Annotated in this window: 6 protein-coding genes; 5 read left to right on the top strand and 1 reads right to left on the bottom strand. The window is 69.3% G+C overall.

Features of this window, described 5'->3' with window-relative positions:
* Nucleotides 1-8: 8 nt before the first annotated feature.
* Nucleotides 9-539, bottom strand: coding sequence for a DinB family protein (locus tag ACIBK4_RS04790; RefSeq protein ID WP_398992103.1), 531 nt, complete (start codon nucleotides 537-539; stop codon nucleotides 9-11).
* 74 nt (nucleotides 540-613) lie between these two features.
* Here ACIBK4_RS04790 and ACIBK4_RS04785 point away from each other — a divergent pair, with 74 nt between their 5' ends.
* The 5 genes from ACIBK4_RS04785 (at nucleotide 614) to ACIBK4_RS04765 (ending at nucleotide 7,141) form a co-directional block, all read left to right on the top strand.
* Nucleotides 614-1,411: a class I SAM-dependent methyltransferase gene (locus ACIBK4_RS04785; protein ID WP_398992101.1), complete on the top strand. Its 798-nt coding sequence runs from the start codon at nucleotides 614-616 to the stop codon at nucleotides 1,409-1,411.
* Between the two features lie 706 nt (nucleotides 1,412-2,117).
* Nucleotides 2,118-2,891 (top strand): isoprenyl transferase, encoded by a 774-nt coding sequence (locus tag ACIBK4_RS04780; protein WP_366431359.1) that lies wholly within the window; start codon nucleotides 2,118-2,120, stop codon nucleotides 2,889-2,891.
* A 372-nt stretch (nucleotides 2,892-3,263) separates the two neighbouring features.
* Nucleotides 3,264-4,589: a PhoH family protein gene (locus ACIBK4_RS04775; RefSeq protein WP_398992099.1), complete on the top strand. Its 1,326-nt coding sequence runs from the start codon at nucleotides 3,264-3,266 to the stop codon at nucleotides 4,587-4,589.
* A gap of 399 nt (nucleotides 4,590-4,988) precedes the next feature.
* The gene (locus ACIBK4_RS04770) at nucleotides 4,989-5,687 is read left to right on the top strand and encodes a lytic transglycosylase domain-containing protein (protein ID WP_366431361.1); all 699 of its coding nucleotides are present in this window, start codon (nucleotides 4,989-4,991) and stop codon (nucleotides 5,685-5,687) included.
* Between the two features lie 137 nt (nucleotides 5,688-5,824).
* The gene (locus ACIBK4_RS04765; protein WP_398992097.1) at nucleotides 5,825-7,141 is read left to right on the top strand and encodes an AI-2E family transporter; all 1,317 of its coding nucleotides are present in this window, start codon (nucleotides 5,825-5,827) and stop codon (nucleotides 7,139-7,141) included.
* Nucleotides 7,142-7,242 lie beyond the last annotated feature (101 nt).

The raw sequence follows: 7,242 nt of genomic DNA, 5'->3' as shown, positions 1-7,242 counted from the left end.
GAACCCCCCTACGCCCCCTCCGGCCGATGATCCCCGGCCGCCCCGTCGATCAACTCCCGCACGATGTCCATGTGCCCCGCGTGTCTGGCCGTCTCCTCAAGCATGTGGACCAGCACCCAGCGCAGCGACACCGACTGCTCCCGCCACGGCGGCCGGCCGACCGCGTCCGGCGGCAGCTCCGTGATCACGCGGTCGGCGGCGGCGCGGGCACGGCCGTAGAAGGCGACGATCTGTTCCGTCGTCTCGTCCGGGCCCGCGGTCATGTCCTCGTCCGTGTACGGGTCGAACCACAGCGGCTCCCGCTCGCGGCCGAAGCTCTCCACGAACCAGCCGTACTCCACCGACGCCAGATGCTTCACCAGCCCGAGCAGACTCGTGCCCGAGGGCGTCATCGGGCGTCTGGCCTGCTCCTCGTCCAGCCCGTCCAGCTTCCACAGCACCGCGTCCCGGACCCGGTCCAGGTTCGTGTGCAGCGTCGCCTTCTCGTCGCCGTGGAACGGCAGCCCCGTATCCCCGTTGCCCGTATCCCCGTTGTCCATGTCCTCGTCCCCCTCCTCGGTCCTGCTTCGAAAATTAGCAGCGCGCACTGACAATGCCCTGCCACCATCGCCCCATGGACAACAGCGGGAGCAGCACGCGCAGCTTCGAAGACCTCGTCGCGGAAGGCCTCGCCGTCCCCACCGAGGGCTGGGACTTCTCCTGGTTCGAGGGCCGGGCCACCGAGGCGCGCCCTTCGTGGGGGTACGCGCGCTCCGCCGGGGACCGGCTCTCGCGTGCGACCACCGCGCTGGACGTGCAGACCGGGGGCGGGGAGGTCTTCGACTTCGCGCTGAGCCGGGCCGCCGCGCAGCCCCCGATGCTCGTCGCCGCCACCGAGGGCTGGCCGCCGAACGTCGCCAAGGCCACCGAGCTGCTCCGCTCGCGCGGGGTCGTGGTGGTCGCCGCGCCCGAGGACGCTCCGCTGCCCTTCGCCGACGCCGCGTTCGACCTGGTCCTGAGCCGCCACCCGGTCCGCGCCCACTGGCCGGAGGTCGCCCGCGTCCTGCGTCCCGGCGGCACGTACTTCGCCCAACACGTGGGCCCCCGCAGCGCCTTCGAACTCGTCGAGCTCTTCCTCGGCCCCCAGCCGGAGGCCGTGAGCGGCGCCCGCGACCCCGAACGCGAACGGGCCGGCGCCGAGGCGGCCGGCCTGGAGATCGTCGGACTCCGCGCCGAGCGGCTGCGCATGGAGTTCTACGACATCGCGGCCGTCGTCCACTTCCTCCGCAAGGTGATCTGGATGGTCCCCGACTTCACGGTCGAGGCCTACGAGCCCCAACTCCGCGCCCTGCACGAGCGGATCGAGGCCGAGGGCCCGTTCGTGGCGCACAGCACCCGCCACCTCTTCGACGTCCGCAAGCCGCACGCGTGACGGTGGCGTAAGAGCCGGTGTGAGGGTCGGCGCGACACCGGTGCGAGCAGGGGGCGCGGTCCCGGCCGGAGTGTCCGGGAACCGCCGTTCGAGCCTCCGGACGCCGCCCGGAACGACATCACCCCACGTCCCCCATACGTACACGGGTTTTCCACATTGTTATCGGGATCGGCTCGCGTCCCGCCCGTCACCTCACGTAGGTTCGGACCAAGGTAATTCGCGTGAGCAAAGATGCGCGGTCGGCACCGCGCGGTGGAGGGGGCCGCGCGGTGCCCTGCCCCGTCAAGCGGACGTTCGCTGACCGCGTCACCCCTGAGAGGGACACGCCGGGGGTCGGCGGAAAACCTCCACGTTCTCCTTGGAATCCGCTGTGAACCAGCCATGATCAGGCCCGGAATCGGGGCTTCCGTACCCCCTGACGCGTCGTCGGCCGGTTTCGGAGAGTAGTTGTGGCACGCCGATGCACGCAGCATCACTTACGAAGGGTTATGGTGGAAACCCCCCCTCGGGCCGGTCCGTATCCCCCCCACGGACCGGCCCGATTTTTTGTGCCCCGCGGTGACGACCCCCGCACCGGCCGCCGGCCCCCCGAGTCCGACCTTCGTGCCGAACCGGGATGAGCCCAGACACCCCTTGGGGGAACAGGGCTCCGGCGGGGGTAGGCTGCCAAGCCGGGGACTGCCATCCACGGAGGGGCTGACAACACGTGAACCTGCGCGACACCCTGCGCCGCCTGCTGGTCAGGTTCTACGCACGCAGGGTGGAAGGCCATCTCGACCACGAGCAGGTGCCCAAGCACATCGGCGTCATCATGGACGGCAACCGGCGCTGGGCGAAGGCGGCGGGCTCGACCACCGTCATGGGACACCGGGCCGGCGCCGAGAAGATCGAGGAGTTCCTCGGCTGGTGCAGTGAGACCGACGTCGAGGTCGTGACGCTCTGGCTGCTGTCGACGGACAACTTCGACCGCCCCCAGGAGGAACTCGGCCCGCTGCTCGGCATCATCGAGAACGTCGTCAGCTCGCTCGCCGCGGACGGCCGTTGGCGTGTGCACCACGTCGGCACCCTCGACCTGCTGCCGACCGGGATGCAGTCCGTCCTCAAGGAGGCGGAGGAGTCCACCGCGCACGTCGACGGGATACTCGTCAACGTCGCCATCGGCTACGGCGGCCGCCAGGAGATCGCCGACGCGGTCCGCTCGATGATTCTGGACGCCGCCGACAAGGGCACCTCGATGGAGGAGCTCGCCGAGCACGTGGACGTCGACCTGATCGGCAAGCACCTCTACACGGGTGCCCAGCCCGACCCCGATCTGGTGATCCGGACCAGCGGCGAACAGCGGCTGTCCGGATTCATGCTCTGGCAGACGGCCCACGCCGAGTACTACTTCTGTGAGGTCTTCTGGCCGGCCTTCCGCAAGGTCGATTTCCTGCGCGCGATGCGTGACTACGCGGCGCGACACCGGCGTTACGGCGGATGAAGAGGCCGCTACGGCGCGTGACGGGCCGTGGCGGAGAAGGATCCGGCCGCTGCGGTGAATGACGGACAGAACCCCGGTACCACCCCCCTTGGGACGTAAGTAACAAGGAGTTCACCAGGGCGCCGTCATATGCCGTGGCATGGCGGCGCATGTTCGAGGGCATAAGCCAAGCAGGTCGACGCCCGAACCACGGGTGTCGTATCTCAGCGGACGGCACGGGGCCGTCCGCCCGGGAGGCCCTTTGCACCAGTTCGACCGTGCGGTCAGTACGGGCGAGACGGAGGGCCGGTTCTCGGCCCGCGCATCGCGGCCTGGACCGGTCCAGCTCCTCTCCGTCGCTCCCCGACCTCTTCCGAGGGGGTACGTCCTTCCGTGGTGACCAGCACAAAGCGCCGTATGCCTGACCGGCGCACCTATGTTCTCGACACCAGCGTTCTGCTGGCCGACCCGAACGCACTGAACCGCTTCGACGAGCACGAAGTCGTGCTGCCGATCGTCGTGGTCACAGAGCTGGAGGCCAAGCGGCACCATCCCGAACTCGGGTACTTCGCCCGGCAGGCCCTGCGCCTGCTGGACGAGTTCCGGGTCCGGCACGGTCGCCTCGACGCCCCCATCCCGATCGGGGAACTCGGCGGCACCGTCAGGGTCGAGCTCAACCACTCGGACCCCAGCGTGCTGCCCAGCGGCTATCGCCTGGGGGACAACGACTCCCGCATCCTCGCGGTCGCCCGCAACCTGCAGGCCGAGGGGTACGACGTCACCGTCGTGTCGAAGGACCTTCCGCTCAGGATCAAGGCGTCGTCCGTCGGACTCCTCGCCGAGGAGTACCGCGCGGAACTCGCCATCACGGGCTCCTCCGGCTGGACCGGAATGTCCGAACTGACCCTGCCCGGCGAACAAGTGGACATCCTCTTCGAGGAAGGCCACGTCTTCGTCCCGGAGGCCGCGGACTTCCCCGTCCACACCGGTCTCACGATCCAGTCCGAGCGCGGCAAGGCGCTCGGCCGGGTCACGGCCGAGGGCAACGTCCGCCTCGTGCGCGGCGACCGGGAGGCGTTCGGCATCAAGGGCCGCAGCGCGGAACAGCGCATCGCGCTGGATCTGCTGCTCGACCCGGACATCGGGATCCTGTCCATGGGAGGCCGGGCAGGCACCGGCAAGTCCGCGCTCGCGCTCTGCGCGGGCCTGGAGGCGGTCCTGGAGCGCCGCCAGCACAAGAAGGTGATGGTCTTCCGGCCGCTGTACGCGGTGGGCGGACAGGAGTTGGGCTATCTGCCCGGCTCCGAGGCCGACAAGATGGGCCCCTGGGCCCAGGCGGTCTTCGACACGCTGTCCGCGGTCACCAGCCGCGAGGTCATCGAGGAGGTCACCGCCCGCGGGATGCTCGAAGTCCTGCCCCTCACCCACATCCGCGGCCGCTCGCTGCACGACGCGTTCGTGATCGTGGACGAGGCGCAGTCCCTGGAGCGGAACGTCCTGCTGACCGTCCTGTCCCGGATCGGCGCCAACTCGCGGGTGGTCCTCACCCACGACGTGGCCCAGCGGGACAACCTGAGGGTCGGCCGCTACGACGGCGTCGTCGCCGTGGTGGAGAAGCTGAAGGGTCATCCGCTCTTCGCGCATGTGACCCTCACGAGGTCCGAGAGGTCCCAGATCGCGGCGCTTGTGACCGAAATGCTGGAGGACGGCCAAATCTGAGGTAGTACAGGCCAGTTGGCGCCGTCCCGCGAAGCCGAAGAGCTTAGCGGGGCGGCGCTTTGGCGTCCTGCTCTTTCTCCAAATCCCGTGGGGCAAACGGGATGTGAGCTTTCACACGCAACTCAGAATTGCCACCCGGCGTCCGGTTGCGGCAGAGTCTCATTCCTGTCAGGCCCCGCATACGACACACGTGTACCCCCAGCGGTACGCACCACATAAGCATCACTGCTAACTCCACAGCGAAGTCGTATGCCGCCCGCTCTCCACGCGGCGCTCCCCGAGCGGGAGTTGCCCACCGGGCCCGTGCCTCCCGTGACCCCGCAGTTGGGAGGCCAGCGTTCAGGGGCACGATTGCGTCCGCCAGGGTCACCGAAGCGGACGATGCTGGAAGGAAACCGTGTGAGCCGGATTTCGGTCCGGGGATTCGCAGTGGCTTCGGCCACCGCGGTCACCGCCGTCGGAAGCGTCGTAGGCGTTGCCTCGGGCAGCGTCGCTCAGGCGCAGAACAATGACGCCGAGACGACGGCAGCCGACACCACGCTCCTGGCGGACATCCCCACGGGCGAGCAGGCCCAGGTGCAGACCGCCTCCTTGACGCAGCAGGCCGACGCCCAGGCGATCCAGGCCGACGCGAGCGCCAAGAAGGACGCGGAGGAGTCGGCCCGCCTGGCCGCCGCCAAGACCGCCGTCGCCAAGAAGGCGGCCGCGGAGAAGGCGGAGAAGCTGGCCAAGGAGAAGGCCGCGGCGAAGGCCGCGTCCGCCAAGGCGAGCAGCTCCTCGTCGAGCTTCCCCGTGCAGAGTTCCTACACGGTCGCGCAGATCCAGTCGATGGCCGCCTCGATGGTGCCCAGCGGCCAGTTCCAGTGCTTCAGCAACATCGTGGACCACGAGTCCAGCTGGAACTACCACGCGGTCAACGCCTCTTCCGGCGCCTACGGCCTCTTCCAGGCCCTGCCCGCCTCCAAGATGTCGTCCGCGGGTTCCGACTGGCAGACGAACCCGGCCACGCAGATCAAGTGGGGCCTCCAGTACATGGACGGGCGCTACGGCAGCCCGTGCGAAGCCTGGACGTTCTGGCAGGCCAACCACTACTACTAGGCCCTGCTCGCGCGTCCGGCGCTCAACCTTCTGAAGCCCCTCCCCGTCCTATGGGGAGGGGCTTCAGCCATGTACGGTCGGACGCGACGACTTCCAGGGGGGAGTTAGTGGGGCAAGACGGGGGAAGAGGACGGATCATGTCGCGTGTACCAGGATGGCTCGGCAAGGTCGGCGCCGGACTGAGTGAGATGGGGGAGCGGTTGGACGAGCGCCGCGCCGAGGTGGCGAAGGAACACGCCGAGGCCGCGCCCGAACCGCCCGCCGAACACCCCGAGCCCCGGGAACCCGTCCCGGTCACCATCGCCCGCGACCGCCCCGACCCCGCGCTCGCCGTGCCCTGGGGCGTCCGTGTCGCCGCCGAGGCCGGCTGGCGGCTGCTGATCCTGGCCGGCACGGTCTGGGTCCTGATGCGCGTCATCAGCGCCGTTCAACTGGTCGTCCTGGCCTTCGTCGCGGCCCTCCTCATCACGGCCCTGCTCCAGCCGACGGTCGCCCGCCTCATCCGCTACGGCTTCCCGCGCGGCGTCGCCACCGCGCTCACCGCGATACTCGGATTCGTCGTGATGGGGCTGATCGGCTGGTTCGTGACCTGGCAGGTCATGGCGAACATCGACAACCTCTCCGACCAGGTCCAGAACGGCGTCGACGACCTGCGCAACTGGCTGCTCAAGGGCCCGTTCCACGTCACCGAGAAGCAGATCAACCAGATCGCGAAGAACCTCCGCGAGGCCATCGGCGCGAACACCGACCAGATCACGTCGGCGGGCCTGGAGGGAGTCCAGGTCATCGTGGAAGCCCTGACGGGCATCCTCCTGACGGTCTTCTCAACCCTCTTCCTCCTCTACGACGGCCCGCGCATCTGGCAGTGGTCGCTGAAGCTGGTGCCCGCGGCGGCGCGGCCGGCGATGGCGGGCGCGGGTCCGCGCGCGTGGCGCACGCTCACGGCCTACGTCCGCGGCACGGTGATAGTCGCTCTGATCGACGCCGTGTGCATCGGCGTCGGCATCTACTTCCTCGGCGTACCGATGGCCGTGCCGCTGGCCGTGTTCATCTTCCTGTTCTCGTTCATCCCGCTGGTCGGCGCGGTGGCCTCCGGCGCGCTGGCGGTCGTCGTCGCGCTGGTGACCCAGGGCGTGTTCACGGCCCTGTTGACCCTGGCCGTGGTCCTCGCGGTCCAGCAGATCGAGGGCCACATCCTCCAGCCGTTCATCCTGGGCCGCGCGGTCCGGGTGCACCCTCTTGCGGTGGTCCTGTCGGTCGCCGCGGGTGGGATGGTCGCGGGCATCGGTGGAGCCGTGGTGGCGGTGCCGCTGGTGGCGGTGTTGAACACGGTGGTGAGTTACCTGAAGTCGTACTCCCAGGAACCGGCACCGATCCAGTCCCCGAAGCCGAGGGGGGCTACAGCGGTGTCATCGACGCCGGTCGACCCGGAACCGTCGGACCAGACCCCGTAGAACCCCTGGGGGCTCCGCCCCCAGACCCCCGGTCTCCCACCCACCCACCCGTCTCGGGTGTTTGAGAGGTTGACCTTTGAGGTCCGGGGGCGGAGCCCCCA

The sequence above is a fragment of the Streptomyces sp. NPDC050528 genome (genome assembly GCF_044457795.1).
GTDB lineage: Bacteria > Actinomycetota > Actinomycetes > Streptomycetales > Streptomycetaceae > Streptomyces.
The sequence above is the reverse complement of the archived record's forward strand: the minus strand, read 5'-3'. Positions and strand labels throughout refer to the sequence as shown.